Source organism: Aggregatibacter sp. HMT-949, from assembly GCF_041734645.1.
In the GTDB taxonomy this organism is placed as follows: domain Bacteria; phylum Pseudomonadota; class Gammaproteobacteria; order Enterobacterales; family Pasteurellaceae; genus Rodentibacter.
The window spans coordinates 1850493-1866535 of record NZ_CP162010.1; the positions used below are offsets into that span (position 1 = coordinate 1850493).

General features: G+C 45.0%; 17 protein-coding genes. 6 read left to right on the forward strand and 11 right to left on the reverse strand.

Annotated elements, in window-relative coordinates:
* Positions 1-3: 3 nt before the first annotated feature.
* From AB3F25_RS08805 to AB3F25_RS08835, 7 genes are read right to left on the reverse strand one after another with little or no spacing between them, the layout of a single operon-like run.
* Positions 4-540 carry a hypothetical protein gene (locus AB3F25_RS08805; RefSeq protein ID WP_373603451.1) on the reverse strand — a complete coding sequence of 179 codons (537 nt, stop codon included), beginning with the start codon at positions 538-540 and terminating at the stop codon, positions 4-6.
* A complete protein-coding gene (locus AB3F25_RS08810) occupies positions 541-2208 on the reverse strand; it encodes an AMP-binding protein (protein WP_373604362.1) in 1668 nt (555 codons plus the stop codon). It abuts the gene before it with no gap.
* A complete protein-coding gene (locus AB3F25_RS08815) occupies positions 2205-2462 on the reverse strand; it encodes an acyl carrier protein (RefSeq protein WP_373603452.1) in 258 nt (85 codons plus the stop codon). Before AB3F25_RS08815 ends, AB3F25_RS08810 begins: the two co-directional genes overlap by 4 nt.
* Position 2463: 1 nt before the next feature.
* Positions 2464-2727 carry a phosphopantetheine-binding protein gene (locus AB3F25_RS08820; protein ID WP_373603453.1) on the reverse strand — a complete coding sequence of 88 codons (264 nt, stop codon included), beginning with the start codon at positions 2725-2727 and terminating at the stop codon, positions 2464-2466.
* Between the two features lie 2 nt (positions 2728-2729).
* On the reverse strand, positions 2730-3500 hold the full coding sequence (locus AB3F25_RS08825; RefSeq protein ID WP_373603454.1) for a lysophospholipid acyltransferase family protein: 771 nt from the start codon (positions 3498-3500) through the stop codon (positions 2730-2732).
* Positions 3485-4219: a beta-ketoacyl synthase chain length factor gene (locus tag AB3F25_RS08830; protein ID WP_373603455.1), complete on the reverse strand. Its 735-nt coding sequence runs from the start codon at positions 4217-4219 to the stop codon at positions 3485-3487. Before AB3F25_RS08830 ends, AB3F25_RS08825 begins: the two co-directional genes overlap by 16 nt.
* 2 nt (positions 4220-4221) lie before the next feature.
* On the reverse strand, positions 4222-4650 hold the full coding sequence (locus AB3F25_RS08835; protein WP_373603456.1) for a hypothetical protein: 429 nt from the start codon (positions 4648-4650) through the stop codon (positions 4222-4224).
* 146 nt (positions 4651-4796) lie between these two features.
* Here AB3F25_RS08835 and AB3F25_RS08840 point away from each other — a divergent pair, with 146 nt between their 5' ends.
* Complete coding sequence (locus AB3F25_RS08840) at positions 4797-5222, forward strand: excinuclease ABC subunit A (RefSeq protein WP_373603457.1); 426 nt, start codon at positions 4797-4799, stop codon at positions 5220-5222.
* A gap of 125 nt (positions 5223-5347) precedes the next feature.
* Here the strand turns inward: AB3F25_RS08840 and lysA are convergent, their stop codons facing one another.
* Positions 5348-6595 carry a diaminopimelate decarboxylase gene (gene lysA, locus AB3F25_RS08845; protein ID WP_373603458.1) on the reverse strand — a complete coding sequence of 416 codons (1248 nt, stop codon included), beginning with the start codon at positions 6593-6595 and terminating at the stop codon, positions 5348-5350.
* A 63-nt stretch (positions 6596-6658) separates the two neighbouring features.
* A complete protein-coding gene (locus AB3F25_RS08850) occupies positions 6659-6778 on the reverse strand; it encodes a lipoprotein (RefSeq protein WP_373603459.1) in 120 nt (39 codons plus the stop codon).
* Between the two features lie 96 nt (positions 6779-6874).
* On the opposite strand from AB3F25_RS08850, the gene cyaY reads away from it, so the two are divergent.
* Together cyaY and recQ are read left to right on the forward strand one after the other, a co-directional pair.
* Positions 6875-7180, forward strand: coding sequence for an iron donor protein CyaY (gene cyaY, locus AB3F25_RS08855; protein ID WP_373603460.1), 306 nt, complete (start codon positions 6875-6877; stop codon positions 7178-7180).
* A 1-nt stretch (position 7181) separates the two neighbouring features.
* Complete coding sequence (gene recQ, locus AB3F25_RS08860; RefSeq protein ID WP_373603461.1) at positions 7182-9038, forward strand: DNA helicase RecQ; 1857 nt, start codon at positions 7182-7184, stop codon at positions 9036-9038.
* Positions 9039-9070: 32 nt separating this feature from the next.
* Here recQ and AB3F25_RS08865 read toward each other — a convergent pair whose 3' ends face one another.
* Positions 9071-11326, reverse strand: a complete 2256-nt coding sequence (locus tag AB3F25_RS08865; protein WP_373603462.1) for an adhesin — start codon at positions 11324-11326, stop codon at positions 9071-9073.
* Between the two features lie 23 nt (positions 11327-11349).
* Positions 11350-12687: a 30S ribosomal protein S12 methylthiotransferase RimO gene (rimO, locus tag AB3F25_RS08870; RefSeq protein ID WP_373603463.1), complete on the reverse strand. Its 1338-nt coding sequence runs from the start codon at positions 12685-12687 to the stop codon at positions 11350-11352.
* 167 nt (positions 12688-12854) lie between these two features.
* On the opposite strand from rimO, the gene AB3F25_RS08875 reads away from it, so the two are divergent.
* From AB3F25_RS08875 to AB3F25_RS08885, 3 genes are all read left to right on the forward strand, one after another.
* Entirely contained in the window at positions 12855-13574 is a 720-nt protein-coding gene (locus AB3F25_RS08875) for an MgtC/SapB family protein (protein WP_373603464.1), read from the forward strand.
* 167 nt (positions 13575-13741) lie between these two features.
* Positions 13742-14857 carry an aspartate-semialdehyde dehydrogenase gene (gene asd / locus AB3F25_RS08880; protein ID WP_373603465.1) on the forward strand — a complete coding sequence of 372 codons (1116 nt, stop codon included), beginning with the start codon at positions 13742-13744 and terminating at the stop codon, positions 14855-14857.
* A 57-nt stretch (positions 14858-14914) separates the two neighbouring features.
* Positions 14915-15859, forward strand: a complete 945-nt coding sequence (locus tag AB3F25_RS08885; RefSeq protein ID WP_373603466.1) for an alpha/beta fold hydrolase — start codon at positions 14915-14917, stop codon at positions 15857-15859.
* Positions 15860-16043 lie beyond the last annotated feature (184 nt).

Consider the following 16043-nt stretch of genomic DNA (forward strand, 5'->3'; position numbering starts at 1 on the left):
AGCTTATTTCCGTTGTTGTACTTGTCGGCGAACCAGCCATTCCACCGACATAACTGATGCCATCAATAGATAAGACCAAACACCGGTGTACCAGGCCCAATCATCATAACGACCGAATAAAATTAAACCAGTGGAAACGATAATATTAAAAATAAAAACGCCGCACCAAACTTCGGTCACCCGACGCGTGTAAAAGACGGCGCGATTTGATAATTGTGGTTCTTGTAAACGAGCGAGTCGTTCGACGAAGGATTGTTTGGTAAACAAGCTGCCGCCGAAAAGACTGAGCATTAAGGCGTTCATCAACACCGGATACCAATACATCGCATCTGTTTGTTTATACCAACCGACTAGCGTGAGCATTATCGCCATTAGACAAGAAAAATAGCGTTTTGAGGCTTGTTGATGGAAGGCTTTTAGCGCCCATAATATCGCCAGCAAATAAGGCAGTTGCACTAACTGTTGTTGTTCACCGAGCAGATAACCGAGCGGATATGCAATGGTGGCCAGCATCAGCACCGCATTGAGCAGAATCGTCACCTAGCGCTCCATCAGTGCAAAACCGCTACAACAAACTTCACGCTCGGTAAGCAATTGAAACTTTATCCGTTGTTTAACCGCATCCCATTGTAATTGAATTTGGAATCGATCCGCCGGCCGCAGGAATTTTTGGAATTTTAGTTGTTCAAAACGTGTAATCGTCGGAGCAAAACCCAAAAATTCGCTAATCCGATCGGTAATCCATTGTAATTCCACCACCCCCGGCACTAGCGGGAAATCCGCAAAATGGTCAGTTAAAAATACTAAATCCAACGGCACTTTACCTTCAATGCGGTGGACATTTTCGGTTTGCTCGGTATTTAACCAAATAGCATCAGTTTGAGTGGTCACGCAAATACGCTCAAATTCCGCTTTGTTGATTTTCGACTGGCTGTTGCGCGGTAATTTATCGGTAAAACGCCAAAAACGCGGCACGGCGGCCTTTTCTTGGGTTTGTTCTAATGCCTGTTTGAGTTGATGAATTAACGCGCGACGTCCTTTTTCACGAAATTGCTCAATACCTTGCTCGGTTAAACCGACCCAAGCCACCAGGCGCGATTTTTGCCGGTGCTGCGCGATGTAACAATCCTCTACCCAAAGGTGTTGCATTAAAGCTTGTTCGACGCCAACCAAAGCAATGCGTTTGTCGGCAATTTTTACAATGCGATCCGCGCGCCCCAAAAGGCGGAAACCCTTCGCTTCAAACTCCACCACGTCGGCGGTTTGTTCGCGTCGAGCCAACCAATCGGCTTCAATCCAAAGCGCACCTTGCGCATCACTGCCTAATCGGCTATTCGGCAAAATTCGCCATAAGCCGCTATCTTGACGTATTGCAATCGGACCGGTTTCCGTACTGCCGTAAATTTCCACTAACGGATACTGAACACGGCTGCGAATTTCGTCGGAAAGCGTCGCAGGCAAAGCGCCACCGGAAGAAATAATGCCTTCAATACGACTTGAAATCGGCATCTTTTGCCAATCAATGCTGGACAACATCGCCGGACTGCTGACTATTATCGCGCGACGAACCTGTTCCGCTTCGCGCATAATACATTCCGGATAAAATTGTTGAATGCGGCCGATTTGCCAACCTTTCACTAACGACATCATAATATGCACGGTTAGCCCGTATACGTGTTGTATGCTAACGGTACTGATAGTGTGAATATCATTGCTGTCGTTAAAAGGCAGCGCTTCTGCCAAGGCACGAGCACCCAGCCATAATTGACGGGCGGTTTTGACGATAGTTTTGGCTTCGCCGGTGCTGCCCGAGGTTTTCAACCAGATTTCAGTTTGATTATGCACATCAAAGAGCGGTTGATTTTGCCAATCTTTTTGCCATTCAATCTGCAAACCGAATTCGCTAAATAATACGCTATTCGGCTGATGAAAATCCGCGCGATCGGTAATCCATAGATCCGCATTCTCATTCGCCCAGGCTAAACTCTCCGGCGTGTCATTTGCCGGAAATAACGTGCGAACACCGACAAACCACGCACCTAATAAGACGCAGGCGAGCTGTGCGCCGTCTTCCATCCACAAGGAAATCGACCGAATTTTACGTTGTGTTAATTCGGCAGCGATTTGTTTGGCCCGATATTCAAAATCGCGAAACGCCCAAGCGGGCGATTGGGCGATAAAATGATGTTCTAAGTAAGGTAACATTATGCGTTCGGGCGGTTTTGGCTAATTTTCAATACCGCTTGCACTACATCATCCACGGTACGTACATTACGAAAATCTTCCGCTTGCAGTTTATGTCCGGTTTTGCGTTTAATGTGATCAATTAAATCAATTGCATCGATACTGTCAATTTCCAGCTCTTCATAAAGATTGGTTTCCGGCTTAATGCGCTCCGATTCAATTTCAAATAACGTATGCAAGGCATCGGCCAATAAATCGCGAATTTCTTGTTCAGTCATCTTACGCCTCGCCTTTTTGAGAACGAATGAAATCCGCTAAAGTGTTCACACTTTCAAAATAATGGCGGACTTGTTGCTGTTCGCCGTCTAATTGCAAACCGAAGGTTTTTTGCACAGCAAGACCTAACTCCAACGCATCCACCGAATCTAAACCCAAACCATCGGCAGAAAATAGCGGCATGTCATTTTCGATATCCGCCGGGCTAATATCTTCCAACGCCAAGCTCTCAATAATGAGTTGTTTTAATTGTTGTTCAAGTTGCATGGTTAGTTATCCTTTTGTAAGGTCTGAGAATTAAAATAATCTTCTAAATATTTTGTTAGACGGCGGGAAGCCATCGGAATGGATTGTTTTTGCAGCCATTCTTGCGGATTGATATCTTCTCCGACAATCAATTCATAATGAATTTTTTGATTGGGAATTTTATACCAAGGATCGCCTTTTTTCAGGCTTAATGGATGCATTTTTATCACTACCGGCGTAATCACTTGTGCGCTGCGCAAACCAATAGAAATCGCCCCCCGATTTAATTTCACGACACTATCCCAACCGGTTCGAGTGCCTTCAGGAAAAAGCAATAAGGCTTGGCGTTGCAGCACCGCATCGGTTTGTTCCAACAATTCTAAAGATTCGCTATTGGGTAAAAAACCGCAAGCTAAAATTTGATTACGCATCGTCGGATTTTTTAATAAATCCTTTTTCACGATACAGTTAAGACTCGGCGTTCGGCTTAAAATCAGCACCACATCAATTAACGAAGGATGATTGGCCACCACTAATTGGCCCGCTCTACCGAGTCGTTCAAAGCCCTGATACGACACCTGCAACACACCGGTCCAAGAAAGATAGCGCACAAAGAAAAACCAAATTTTACCGACCCAACGACGCACTTTTAGCTGTGTGGCATAGCTTGCGTTTTTAGTTTTTTGAGCATAAGGAAGTAAAACGAACTGTAATAACACACCAACAATCGCCCACAAGAAAAATGCCAACGCAGTTGCCAGGAAACGACCAATTCGGTTTAGTTTCGGTGCCATTGCCAAGTACTTCCATTTGCATTTTTCACATTAAAATCAACCGCTTGCAAATACTGTTGTCTCACCCACTCCAAAGCGCTGTCCGGAGTATATTCGCCTTGTCCGTTTTCGTTTAAGGTCAAAGTAAATTGCTCGCCTTTTTCAACCACAAGAGCAAGAGCATAGCCCCAAGGAGACCGATGCACCGGAACAGCGTTATACATTGAGGATAACGGTGTTTCGGCGATAATAACCAACACCTGCTCAACGCCTTCATTAAGCTGTAAATACGCTTCCAATAAGGCAATTTCTAAATTACCGCCATTCGCCATTAACGACGTGGTTTCCGATTTCACTTGGCGTAATTCCGACCATTGGCCGACCAACGCATTGTGCACGGAAAGACTAAAAGAGGTGGGAGAAACATCGCCTTCCCTCAAAAGCGAATGCCAAAGGGCAAAATTACGCTCCATTTCACTGTTTGCCGATGCATAAACCACCGGAATATCCGGATTTTCGGTTACTAAATCCCAAGCTGCTTCAAAAAACAAACGCGCTGAATGACTCAAACGGCGACGTTTTAATGCCGGTAAAAAAGCTAATTTCGGTGTGAAATCTTCGAAGTTTTCCCGATTGGCCAGCCAATGAGCGTTACCTTTAAGCCAATCCGCTTCGCTTAATGATTTATCGCAAACAATTTTCCATTGTTTAATGGAAAAGGAAAACTGGCAAATCGGCATAATTAGTAGTTTTTAAATAATTGATTAACCATTAAGTCGGTTTGCCCCTGCAAACCGGTTTGTTTTGCACGCTCTTTTTCATCTCCTCGGCGTTTATAGCCAACAACGCCCACTTCCGATTTAGTTTTCGCGTTAATTACGCTGAATTTGGCTCTTGCAATGAGTTGGCGATTTCCTTTTGCATTGGCGATGAGGATATATTCACAATCTTTACCCTCATTTTTCATTGCTTCCGAGCTGATTCTTTTATTTGCCAAACTGGTTTTTAATGCTTCCACAAAATTGTCCGGAGCCGAACGGGTACTTGCTTTAATACAAAGATGGCGAATGTTTAATGCACGCTCAACGCTTTTTAAATTGTCCTCATCCACACCGGACGAACAGCCGGCCAGAACGCTTAACGCCAAACTGGATAAAAGTAATTTTTTCACTCTGTTTTCCTTAAGTTACTTAGCAATTAAAATAGCCCGGATTCTACACTAATTTAAATTTACAGGGAACCGCTAAATACCGCGCTTCGCTTTGCATAAATCTGATATACTCGCAAAGACTTTTTTGATTATTCCCGGAGGAAAAAATGAAACTTATCAGTAAACTCGGCATTATTTTGGCCGCCACTTCAATCGTAGCTTGCGCGCCAAGAGACACCGTACACTATTATTCCATTTCCGATGCGCTTAATTCTTCCGAAGCGAAAACGGCGCTTAATCCAAAAGTACAACTTTATTTCGGTAAAGCCGCGCCGGGGAAAGTCGTCGTACCGAATGCTGTGACTAACAAAAAAACCAATGCAGCAAATAAAACCGATGAAGCCTCTTGCCAATGGGCGTTTATCTCCGCGGTTAAACAATTACAAGAACGGGCAGAAAAAGAAGGCGCGACGAAAGTCGGCAATATTGTGAGTTTCTATAAAAAACGCGCTTATCAAAGTACTTCGCAGTACGAATGCCATGCAGGCAATTTAATGAGCGGTGTGGCGTTAAAAGGTCAAATCGTGAAATAACCCAAAGCCGGCTGAAAAGCCGGTTTTGTTCATCTTAAAATAGCACCGCATTGGAACCGGCTCCAATGCGGTGCTATTTGGTAAGGTCAATTTTCAGTCTCGCGTAAATGGCGTTTCGGCATCTTTTAAATCATCGATTCTAAGGCCCAAAGTTCTCGCACACTTTCGCGTCGGCGAATCAAGTACGCTTGCTCCCCATCCACCAGCACTTCGGCGGTACGCGGGCGGGAATTGTAGTTTGATGACATACTGGCGCCGTACGCGCCGGCTGAGCGTTGTGCGATAAAATCGCCTTCGGCGATCGCCAATTCGCGCTGTTTCCCGAGGAAATCCGAGGTCTCGCACACCGGCCCCACCACGTCGTAAACCGCTTTCTCACGCACTAAAGTCCGATCGACTTCAATGATGTTCATGTAAGCTTCATACAACGCGGGACGAATCATATCGTTCATGCCGGTATCGGTGATGGCAAAATTGCGGTTTTCGTTGCTTTTCAAATATTGCACCTTCGCCACCAAAATTCCGGCGTTAGCGGAAATCGCACGTCCCGGTTCAAGAATGATTTCAAGTTCTTGATAATTTTTGAGTTTTTCCAATAACGCCTTGGCATAATCGCTCGGATGCGGTGCTATTTCGGCATGGTAAGTCACGCCCAAGCCGCCGCCTAAATCCAAGTGTTGCAGTTTGATGCCGTCTTGTTTTAATTGTTCCATCAACAAAACAAGGCGATCCGTAGCATCTAAGAACGGTTGCAACTCAGTGAGTTGCGAGCCGATGTGGCAATCCATCCCGGTAATTTTCACATTCGGCAAAGTCGCGGCGAATTGATACGCGGCGCGGGCCTCGTCCGCACTTATGCCGAATTTATTTTCCTTCAAACCGGTAGAAATATAAGGATGCGTATGCGCGTCCACATCCGGATTGACACGCAGGGAAATCGGCGCAATTTTGCCCATTTCGCCGGCAATTAAATTGATGTGTTTGAGTTCAGACAAGGATTCTACGTTAAAACAACGAATACCCACCTCCAATCCGCGCATAATTTCTTCGCGCGATTTTGCCACGCCGGAAAATACCACTTTCGACGGATCACCGCCGGCTGCCAATACACGTTCCAATTCGCCTTGCGACACAATATCGAAGCCCGAGCCAAGCTTAGCCATTACGCTCAACACGCCAATATTCGAGCAGGATTTCACCGCAAAGCAAATCAAATGCGGATGCTCGCCCAATGCGCTGTCGAACGCGTGCCAGTGGCGTTCCAACGTGGCGTGGGAATAAACGTAAAGCGGCGTGCCGAATTGTTCGGCGAGTTGTTGAACCGGAAGATTCTCGGCGTAAAGTCGGTCGTTTTTATATTGGAAGAAATCCATCTTGTGTTCCTTGTTGCAACCATGTTGACTTGCTTTCAGGACGAATACCTTCGCCCCGACAATTTATTTTACTTGCTGTTGTGCCGGCTCTTTTTCCGGAAAATACAACGGCCCTTTTACGCCGCAACCGGAAACCAGCGCGCAAACCGCGCTTAATAAGAAAACAGATAGTAACTTTTTCATTTTTTCTCACTTGCTCATTGGTAAATCCGCCTTTCACAAGGGTGCGAAAGGCTTTATAATCTGCCGCATTCTATCAGATTTAAGCGGGAAAATTTTATGAATATCACAGAATTTCACCAAAATATCGAACAAGTTTGGCAAAAAATCGAAGAAGATTTGGAGGAACAAGGCATCGACGCAGATTGCGAAACCCAAGGTTCCGTGTTCACCATTACATTCGACAACCGCACTCAAATCGTGCTCAACAAACAAGAGCCACTGCTTGAACTCTGGCTTGCCGGCAAACTCGGCGGTTTTCATTTTGCCTTTAAAAATGACGATTGGCTCACCAATGACGGTAAACGCTTTTGGAATGTTCTGACGGAAACTTGTGCCGCCCACGGTGAGACCGTGCATTTTTAATATGACCGATTGTTCTTCGTCATCAACGCACTGCCCAAATAGCACCGCATTGGAGGTGCTCCATTCGGCCTTCGGTTATCAATCTTTCCGCAAAGGGCAAGAGGAAGCGATTAACGCCGCGCTAAACGGGCAAGATGCGCTGGTGGTGATGGCGACAGGTAACGGTAAATCGCTCTGTTATCAAATTCCCGCCCTTTGTTTCGACGGACTGACGTTAGTCATTTCACCGCTGATTTCATTGATGAAAGATCAGGTGGATCAGTTGCAAGCCAACGGTATCGAGGCTGATTTTCTCAATTCCAGCCAAACCCTGCAACAGCAGCAACAGGTGCAAAATAAGCTAATTTCCGGCCAACTAAAATTGCTTTACGTTTCGCCGGAAAAAGTGATGACGAACGGCTTTTTTCAGCTGATTTCTTACACTAAAGTGAGTTTTATCGCCATTGACGAAGCGCATTGCATTTCTCAATGGGGACACGATTTTCGCCCGGAATATACCCAACTCGGCGGGCTAAAATCGAGCTTTCCCGACGCGCCGATCATGGCGCTCACAGCAACCGCCGATTACGCCACGCGACAAGATATTCTCACTCACTTAAAGCTGCAAAATCCGCTCCAATACATCGGCAGTTTTGATCGCCCGAACATTCGTTACACGTTGGAAGAAAAATTCAAGCCAATGGAACAATTGGCGCGTTTTGTGCTGGCGCAAAAAGGCAAAAGCGGCATCATATATTGCAACAGCCGTAGCAAAGTAGAACGCATTGCGGAAAGCTTGCGTAGCAAAGGCGTGCCCGCCGCAGCTTATCACGCGGGCATGGAAACGGCGCAACGCGAACGCGTACAGCAGGATTTTCAGCGTGATAACGTACAAGTGGTGGTGGCGACCATTGCGTTCGGCATGGGCATTAATAAATCCAACGTGCGTTTTGTGGCACATTTCGATTTGCCGCGCAGCATTGAATCCTACTATCAGGAAACCGGCCGCGCGGGGCGTGACGATTTGCCTGCTGAAGCGGTGCTGTTTTATGAGCCGGCGGATTATGCCTGGTTACAAAAAATGCTGTTGGAAAAACCGGAAACACCACAACGTCAAATTGAGCAGCACAAACTGGAAGCCATCGGTGAATTCGCCGAAAGTCAAACTTGTCGCCGTTTGGTGTTGTTGAATTATTTCGGTGAACATCGTCAAACCCCTTGCAATAACTGCGATATTTGCCTCGATCCGCCGAAAAAATACGATGGCTTGATGGATGCACAAAAAGTGATGTCAACCATTTATCGCGTGGGACAATGTTTCGGTGCGCAATATATCATCGGCGTGTTGCGCGGGATGCACAATCAAAAAATTATCGAACGCGGCCATGACAAACTCAGCGTGTACGGCATCGGCAAAGATAAAAGCAAGGAACATTGGCAATCGGTGATTCGTCAATTGATTCACTTAGGCTTTGTACAACAAGTTATCGGTGAATTTAACGCCACGTTGCGACTCACCGAAAGCGCGAAGCCTATCTTAAAAGGCGAAGTCCCATTGGAATTGGCAATGCCGCGTATTTCTGCGATCACCAAAATCACCCATAATCCACAACGCAATGCGGTGCCAAATTACGACAAGGATTTATTCGCCCGTCTGCGCTTTCTACGTAAACAAATCGCCGACAAGGAAAATATTCCGCCTTACATCGTGTTCAACGACGCGACCTTACAAGAAATGGCGCAATATATGCCGACCTCTAAAACTGAAATGTTGCAAATTAATGGCGTGGGCGCAATAAAGCTGGAGCGTTTCGCGCAACCGTTTATGGCATTAATTAATGAACATAAAATGCTTTTAATGAAAGCTCAGAACGAATAAAAAATCCCCTTTCGGGGATTTTTGCTTAAACGTCAGTTTTTTTTGTCTTCTTTGTGCTTGCTTTTGCTGTCGCACTGGCCTTCGGCTTTAACGGCGGTTTTCGCTGTTGTCGCTTTCTTCGTGGCCGCTTTCTTCGCAGGCTCTTCTACGACTACCGTTTCTTTTTTTGCCGTTTCTTTTTTTGCCGTTTCTTTTTTGACCGTTTCTTTTTTGGCCGTTTCTTTTTTGGCCGTTGCCTTTTTAGCGGTTTCTTTTTTAGCGGTTTCAGCTTTCTTCACGGTCTCCGCTTTCTTCACGGTTTTTGGTTTCTCTACAGTTTCTTTTTTCTCTGCAGTTTCTTTTTTCTCCGTGGTTTTCTTCGTCGTGGTTTTCTTCACCGCCGTTTTTTTCGTTGCCGCTTTTTTCTTCGGTTTTTCGGTCAAGTGTGCCGTTTTCCATTCATTGAGTTTTTCCAACAAAACTTTACCCATCGGGCTTGGATCACCGGTGAATAAGGTTTGCAAGCCGTTATTTTCAATGATATGGCGACGTAACGCTAAACGCTCTGCGTGGTTTTCCGCTAAACGAATTGCACATTCCACGTATTCATCCGCATTTTGCGCAATCAACCATTCCGGTAAACCGAGACGTTTAAATAAGCCTTCATCGATATGTTCGTGCACTTCCGGCCCGGTTTTACACACACCGACTAAACCAAGCGTCACCATGTCAATAATACCGTTGGTGTTACCGAACGGGAACGGATTCACCATCATATCGCAGCCTTGTAATACACCAAGATATTCATTGTAAGGAAGGTGGGAGTGTGCAGTGGCATCATCACCTAAATAATTTTTAATGAAGCGTTCTACATAAGGATGAGTCAGACCGATGGATTGTCCTAACGCAAAATGGAAATGGACTTTTACTTTTGCGCGATCGCGAATTGCTTTCAGCGATTCCATGAAATAAGGATTGAGTTTCATGGTAGTGGAGGCGATACCAATATTCACCACTTCCGGATTTTCGCGTAATTTGTATTCCACATGTTGTGGCGCTAAAGCGGAAGGCACGTAAGGCAAGGCATCTTTTGGTAGGCGCAATAAAGTTTCGCTGAAACAGGCTTCGGAACCGACGTAATCGTCTTCCACAATCACGTATTCGATAAAATCGGAGTGAGTTGTCGCCGGGTGCCCCAATGCGACCACTTGAATCGGCGCAAGACGGGTATTGCTAGCAAAAATAGGTAATAAATCCATCCCGATACTCGGCATATAAAATACCGCCGCCTTATTTTCTTCGCAAATTCCACGAATAAAATTCAAGCGCTCAAAAATATTCTCGCCTTTTAGTTCTCTAAACTCGTCAAAAACCTCGCGGCCGGCTTGATCCACCGCATCGTTGCCGATTCCGATTAAATGAAAACGTTCACGCGCCGCAATCATCGATGTAGAGTGGGTACGATAAATAGAGTGGGAAGAATGGAAATGTTCAAGTAAAACAACCATGACCGGTTTGCCGTTAATTTCACCGATTTCGGTGATTTCTCGGTCTTGGAATCCACCGGTTAAAATATGTCGGCGAATAACTTGATTTAACGCCTTTTTCACGAGATGTTTATTTTCCGCAATATCGTAACTACAATGCATGTACACATCGTGAGAAATCGCGCTCGGCAAATTATTGAGGTTTTCGATTTGCACAAGTTTTTCCGGGAACCATTGCAACAAGGTACCGCGTTTACTAAAAGCTTGCGTAGTCCCCACGAAACGCGGTGATTGCAAAGCAAACGCTAATGCCGCGCAAAAATCGCGATCTAAATTCCATAGCGCATCTAAATTTAAATTAATGTTAGATTCAGGCAGATAAAGAATGCAAAATTTAATTAACGCCTCTTTGCTATCACTTAAACGAAAATCGGCGAAATTATAAGGGTCTTCGTTTTGGTTTAAGGTGGCGAGAATATGATCCGCATTAACGTAAGGCGAGGCGGCAAAAATAACGTTAATCCAACGTTGTAATGTGAGGAAATGTAATGCGCCGGATTGTGAAATCACAAGTTTAGGATCTTTAAACAGCTCCGTCATCGCGTGTGCCATACGGGTGGCAAAATACACCGTTCTGTCTTGCTCTAAGTATGCCGGTTGTAATTGTTCCGGAAAAGTAAATTCTATGCCGTTAACAGCACCAAAATTTGAATCGATCTTGCTTAAAATATCAAGCAATTCTAGGCAAGCGGCCTCATAATTTTTGTCCGCTACTGCTTGTTCAAAGCGTATTAAACTTGGCTGTTTTTGTTGTTCAGTCATAATTTTGTTTCCTTAAACTAAAATTAACAGGTTCCCCACAGATCATATTCGTCCGAATGGGTAATATTCACTTTAATTACATCGCCGACTTTCACGTCGATGCCGCTAAAATTTTCTACATAAACCAATCCGTCTACTTCTGGCGCATCGGCTTTCGAACGACCAATAATTCCTTGCTCGTCAATTTCATCCACTAAAACATCGAATGTTTTGCCCACTTTTAATTGTAAACGATTCGCTGAAATTTCTTGTTGTAATTGCATAAAACGGTGGAAACGTTCCTCTTTCACTTCTTCCGCTACTTGATTTTCCATCTCTGTCGCCGGTGCGCCCTCTACTGCGCTAAATTTAAAACAACCTACACGATCAAGCTGCGCTTCTTTTAAGAAATCCAATAGCATTTGAAAATCTTCTTCCGTTTCACCCGGGAAACCGACGATAAAAGTCGAACGTAAAGTCAAATCCGGACAAATCTCGCGCCATTTTTTAATCCGTTCCAACATACGCTCAATACTGCCCGGTCTTTTCATGGCTTTTAAGATTTTCGGACTGGCGTGTTGTAACGGAATATCTAAATACGGCAGTAACGTACCGTCCGCCATTAACGGAATCAAATCATCGACATGCGGATAGGGATAAACATAATGCAAACGCACCCAAATACCAAGTTTACCGAGCTGTTTACACAGTGTCATCAAATCGCTTTTAATCGGCATTCCGTTCCAGAAAGACGTTTTCACACCGCCGTCTTGTTGTTTTAAATCCATTGAATAAGCCGAAGTATCTTGCGACACCACAAGTAATTCTTTCACGCCCGCGTCCGCCAAACGTTTGGCCTCATCCAACACCTGCGTAATGGAACGACTTTCCAAATCGCCCCGCATTGAAGGAATAATGCAGAAAGTACAACGATGATTGCAACCTTCAGAAATTTTCAAATAGGCATAATGTTTCGGGGTGAGTTTCACGCCTTGTTTCGGTACCAGGCTGGTGTAGGGACTGTGAACCGGTTTCGGCACATGTTTATGCACCTGTTGCATCACCGCTTCGTAGCTGTGCGGGCCGCTGACCTCTAATACTTTGGGGTGTACTTCTCGAATGCGGTCCTCTTTGGCACCCAAACAACCGGTGACAATCACGCGACCGTTTTCTTCCAACGCCTCGCCGATGGCTTCGAGAGATTCCTGCACCGCGCTATCGATAAAACCGCAAGTGTTAACGATGACCAAATCCACGTTTTCGTAGCTCGGTACGATGTGGTAACCGTCACTGCGCAATTCGGTCAAAATGCGTTCGGAATCCACCAGATTTTTTGGACAACCCAGACTGACGAAACCAATACTCGGCGCTGAAATTTGCATAAATTATCTCTATATTTCCTCATTTTTCGGGTTGCAGATTGTACTCAATTTAAACAAAAAAGGCGACAAGTTAAAACCAAAAACATTGTAAATAAAGAATTTGCTATATTTTGCCAAATGAAGTCGTTAGAATTCGGTAACCTGTTTCTCCGTTGCTTAATATTATTATGGAAAATTCATCTCTTCTATTGGCCCCGCTTTTGGGGTCATATCATTTAATGGTGCTCGGTAAAATGTTTTTAGCCTTTTTGTTGGGCAGTATTATCGGTTTGGAACGCGAGCTTAAACACAAACCCGTCGGCATTAAAACTTGCGCCATTATCGCAATTACTACATGCACGCTAACCATCGTTTCCATTCAGGCCGCGGAACATTACGCGCAAGTGTCGGAAAATATTCGTACCGACCCAATGCGCCTTGCCGCTCAAGTAATTAGCGGTATCGGTTTCTTAGGCGCGGGCGTCATTTTGCATAAAAAGAATGATGCCATTTCCGGTTTAACCACCGCTGCGATTATTTGGGCAGCCGCCGGTATCGGTATTGCTACCGGCGCGGGTTTTATTTTTGACGCATTAATTGCCACCGCGATGATTTTAATCGCCATTCGTTTCAGCCCCCTGATTCAGCGCCTTGTGCGCCGAAAAGGACGCAAAAAGAAAAACAAAATTATCATTCATCTCGGTTCATCGGCGGCCATCGCGGCAGTGACGAACTTATTGATACAAAATGACTACCGCATTGAAAACCTTTCGGTGAAAGATTTAGCCAATGGCGAAGTACGCGTACAAGTGCGTTGTCTCGCTATCGAGCAATCTATGTTGAAGGATGTTTATACGCTGTTGAAAACCGAACCTGAAGTATTAAGCGTAGAATTATTTGAAAATTAATATGGCGTCAAATACATCATCGACACTTAATTTGAACATACCAAATAGCACCGCATTGAAATCGCGTAAAAGCAAATTATCTTGCTCGGAACGGAAAAAACTTGATTTTGAATGGACTATCTTGTAATTAATAGCCCTTCAAACACAACATTAACTAAGGAAAAATTATGAAAAAAGTCGGTTTTATTGGATGGCGCGGAATGGTTGGTTCCGTATTAATGGATCGCATGGTGCAGGAAAATGATTTCGCAAATTTAAATCCTGTTTTCTTTACTACCTCTCAAGCCGGTCAACCTGCACCGGTTTTTGGTGGCAAAGCGGCGGGCGAATTAAAAAACGCCTTCGACATCGAAGAACTGAAAAAATTAGACATTATCGTCACCTGTCAAGGCGGTGATTATACCAATGAGGTCTATCCGAAACTCAAAGCCAGCGGCTGGGACGGTTATTGGGTGGATGCAGCCTCCGCCTTGCGTATGAAAGACGACGCCATCATCGTGCTCGACCCGGTAAATCAACACGTCATTGCCGACGGCTTAAAAAACGGCATTAAAACTTTTGTGGGTGGCAACTGCACGGTGAGTTTAATGTTAATGGCAATCGGCGGTTTATTTGAAAAAGATTTAGTCGAATGGATTTCTGTCGCAACTTACCAAGCGGCCTCCGGCGCCGGTGCCAAAAATATGCGCGAACTTTTAGTACAAATGGGATTATTGGAACAATCCGTCAGTGAAGAGTTAGCCAATCCGGCCTCGTCCATTTTAGATATCGAACGCAAAGTCACCGCGCAAATGCGTGCCGATAATTTCCCGACCTCGAATTTTGGCACCGCATTGGGCGGCAGCCTGATTCCTTGGATTGATAAACTACTGCCAGAAACCGGACAAACTAAAGAAGAATGGAAAGGCTACGCGGAAACTAACAAAATTCTCGGTTTAAACGATAAACCGATTCCGGTAGACGGTTTATGCGTGCGCATCGGCGCATTACGTTGCCACAGCCAAGCATTCACGATTAAATTGAAAAAAGACTTGCCATTGGCTGAAATCGAACAAATCATCGCGGCCCATAATCCATGGGTAAAAGTAATTCCGAACGATAAAGAAGCCACGCTCCGCGAACTCACGCCGGCGAAAGTTACCGGCACCTTAAGCGTGCCGATTGGCCGTTTACGCAAATTGGCGATGGGGCCGGAATATTTAGCCGCCTTCACGGTGGGCGACCAATTATTATGGGGCGCTGCCGAACCGGTGCGTCGTATTTTGCGACAATTAGTTGCATAATTTTGATTCACATAATAACGGGCGTATTTAATACGCCCTTTTGCATTATTAAATCTTATGATCCGAGAACCCCGCTTCACCGAGTTCGCCCTCAGAGAACTGTTGCCTTTCTTCGCGCAATTTCCCACCCAATATCTGGTAGGCAAAAATGATGTCAATATCGCTTATCGCCACTTAACGCATAACCAAAGTGCGCCCAGAAAATTAATGATTTTAGTCAACGGACGCGCGGAGAATATGCTGAAATGGTCGGAACTCGCCTATGATTTTTATCATCAAGGCTACGACGTGTTACTTTTCGATCATCGCGGGCAAGGCTATTCCGACAGATTGTTAAAAGAGAGTGAAAAAGGACATTTGGACGAGTTCCGTTTTTATGTCGATGACATGGCAAAAATTGTCGAAAAAACAACTGCGCTTTTCAACTACCAAATTCAACATCTGCTTGCCCATTCTCTCGGTTCGTTAATTGCCACTTATTATTTGGCAAACTGTGCTCACCGCGTACAAAAAGCTGTCCTGTCTTCGCCCTGTTTCGGCCTGCCGCTAAAACATCCGCTGCGTGACGAATTGATTATTGCGCTGATGAATTTGTTTGGCCAAGGTGAGCGTTATGTGTTCGGCAAGGGCGCTTATAAACCGGCTCACCTTGAACACAATGAACTGAGTTTTTGTAAAACTCGGATGAAATGGATGAATCGGGTAAATCGCAAACACGCTGAACTTCATTTGGGCGGCCCGACTTTTCGTTGGGTCCATTTGTGCCTCAACGCCATCAAGCGCTTACCAAACATTATTCCTCGGGTAGAAATTCCGGTGCTGATTTTGCAATCGGAAAAGGAAAAAATCGTCGATAACAAAAAGCTGGGAGAATTGGCCGCGATCTTTCCTAACGCCCGTTGCGAAATGGTGCAAAACGCTAAGCATGAGATTTTATTCGAACGCGACGAAATTCGCGCCAAGGTGATGGATAAGTTACGCGCGTTTTATTGCTCATGCTGAGCTGGCACGCCGTACCGCGCGGGTTCAATGCGGTGCTAAATCAGCGATCCACTTCAGCTTGTCTATTTTTAGTTATATCAGCACGCATTAGTTTGAATTTAAATCAAATCTGATTAAATTTCCCTTTCAATAAATCAAAGGCTGATTTTGACATATTGTCAACATCAGCCTTTTTAATGAATAA

Bases quoted from the DNA above. Each gene is read 5' to 3' on its own strand.
- cyaY (WP_373603460.1), top strand. From the start codon at position 6,875: ATGAATATCACAGAATTTCACCAAAATATCGAACAAGTTTGGCAAAAA.
- AB3F25_RS08825 (WP_373603454.1), bottom strand. From the start codon at position 3,500: ATGGCACCGAAACTAAACCGAATTGGTCGTTTCCTGGCAACTGCGTTG.
- AB3F25_RS08885 (WP_373603466.1), top strand. From the start codon at position 14,915: ATGATCCGAGAACCCCGCTTCACCGAGTTCGCCCTCAGAGAACTGTTG.
- AB3F25_RS08815 (WP_373603452.1), bottom strand. From the start codon at position 2,462: ATGACTGAACAAGAAATTCGCGATTTATTGGCCGATGCCTTGCATACG.
- AB3F25_RS08875 (WP_373603464.1), top strand. From the start codon at position 12,855: ATGGAAAATTCATCTCTTCTATTGGCCCCGCTTTTGGGGTCATATCAT.
- lysA (WP_373603458.1), bottom strand. From the start codon at position 6,595: ATGGATTTCTTCCAATATAAAAACGACCGACTTTACGCCGAGAATCTT.
- AB3F25_RS08840 (WP_373603457.1), top strand. From the start codon at position 4,797: ATGAAACTTATCAGTAAACTCGGCATTATTTTGGCCGCCACTTCAATC.
- AB3F25_RS08830 (WP_373603455.1), bottom strand. From the start codon at position 4,219: ATGCCGATTTGCCAGTTTTCCTTTTCCATTAAACAATGGAAAATTGTT.
- AB3F25_RS08865 (WP_373603462.1), bottom strand. From the start codon at position 11,326: ATGACTGAACAACAAAAACAGCCAAGTTTAATACGCTTTGAACAAGCA.
- AB3F25_RS08850 (WP_373603459.1), bottom strand. From the start codon at position 6,778: ATGAAAAAGTTACTATCTGTTTTCTTATTAAGCGCGGTTTGCGCGCTG.
- rimO (WP_373603463.1), bottom strand. From the start codon at position 12,687: ATGCAAATTTCAGCGCCGAGTATTGGTTTCGTCAGTCTGGGTTGTCCA.
- asd (WP_373603465.1), top strand. From the start codon at position 13,742: ATGAAAAAAGTCGGTTTTATTGGATGGCGCGGAATGGTTGGTTCCGTA.
- recQ (WP_373603461.1), top strand. From the start codon at position 7,182: ATGACCGATTGTTCTTCGTCATCAACGCACTGCCCAAATAGCACCGCA.
- AB3F25_RS08820 (WP_373603453.1), bottom strand. From the start codon at position 2,727: ATGCAACTTGAACAACAATTAAAACAACTCATTATTGAGAGCTTGGCG.